Genomic DNA, 1,059 nt, shown 5'->3' with positions numbered 1-1,059 from the left:
TATAGTAACCGTTAGAATTTCCTGCTCAGAGATTGTTGCTGTAATCAATGGATCATCTCGACGAAATCTCCGTCGAAGAACTCCAAGATACCCTCGACAAGGTTGAGGGAAACAAGCCGACGCAACGGTTGTTAGCGGCGATCGCGTACAAGAACGGCGTGACGCAAACCGAACTTGCCGACTGGCACGACACCGGACGAAGAACGATCTACAGCTGGCTGATGCGACTCGATACGGACGAGCCGCTTGAGCAAGCTGTGACTGATGCTCATCGATCTGGGAGGAAACGAAAGCTCTCGAAATCTCAGCAAGAAGAATTCGAACAAACCGTTCACGAACCGCCCGAGGAAGTCGGGATCGACGCGCCGGCGTGGACGCCGGCGCTCGTCCAGGAATTTCTCGAAGAAACCTATGGCGTCGAATACTCCTACCCGAGTTGTCGGCGGTTGCTCAAAGAAGCTGGATTGAGTTACCAAAAACCGCGCCGCACAGCCGCCGAAGCCGAGGAATCCGACCAAGATGAGTTCCACGATGAACTCAAAAAAAGCGACGGGAGATGGACGCCACCGTAGTCTGTATCGATCAGACGAAGAAATCCGTTCAAGTCGAGCCGCGTGTCGCGTGGTTTCCGCGCGGCACGCGGCCCTCCGTCGAACTTTCTGGTCAACGCGACTGGACGTGTCTGCTCGGCGCGGTCACCGAAGACGGCGAGTGCTTCTTCTCACGATTCACCGAATACGTTACCGCCGAACACGCGAAACATTTCATTCTCGCATTATGCAAAGAATTCAAAGACGATCTCATCGTCGTGCTCGATGGAGCGCCGTATTTCCAGGCATCGGCCGTCACGGACCTGGCGGCCCGTGACGACCTCGCCTTCGTCACGTTACCAGCTTATTCACCGGAACTCAATCCAGTCGAGGAATGCTGGAGACAACTGCAATCAGCACTTAGCAACCGATTCTTCGACTCGCTTTCTGAGCTGACAACAGCGATCGATACCGCTCTTGATCAACTTTCAATTCCCAAAGTGAGTAATTATTTCTAACGTCTACTATA

1 protein-coding gene is annotated in these 1,059 nt (G+C 53.5%); it reads left to right on the top strand.

All coding sequences use genetic code 11. The features are described from left to right. Nucleotides 1-47: 47 nt before the first annotated feature. A protein-coding gene (locus ACERIT_RS16135; protein WP_373675872.1) for an IS630 family transposase occupies nucleotides 48-1,048 on the top strand; the annotation gives its coding sequence in 2 pieces (ribosomal slippage) (nucleotides 48-540 and nucleotides 540-1,048; 1,002 coding nt in all). Nucleotides 1,049-1,059 lie beyond the last annotated feature (11 nt).

It is taken from the genome of Halopenitus sp. H-Gu1 (genome assembly GCF_041821145.1).
Lineage (GTDB): Archaea > Halobacteriota > Halobacteria > Halobacteriales > Haloferacaceae > Halopenitus.
Note: the sequence above shows the minus strand (reverse complement) of the source record. Positions and strands in the feature narration are given on the sequence as shown.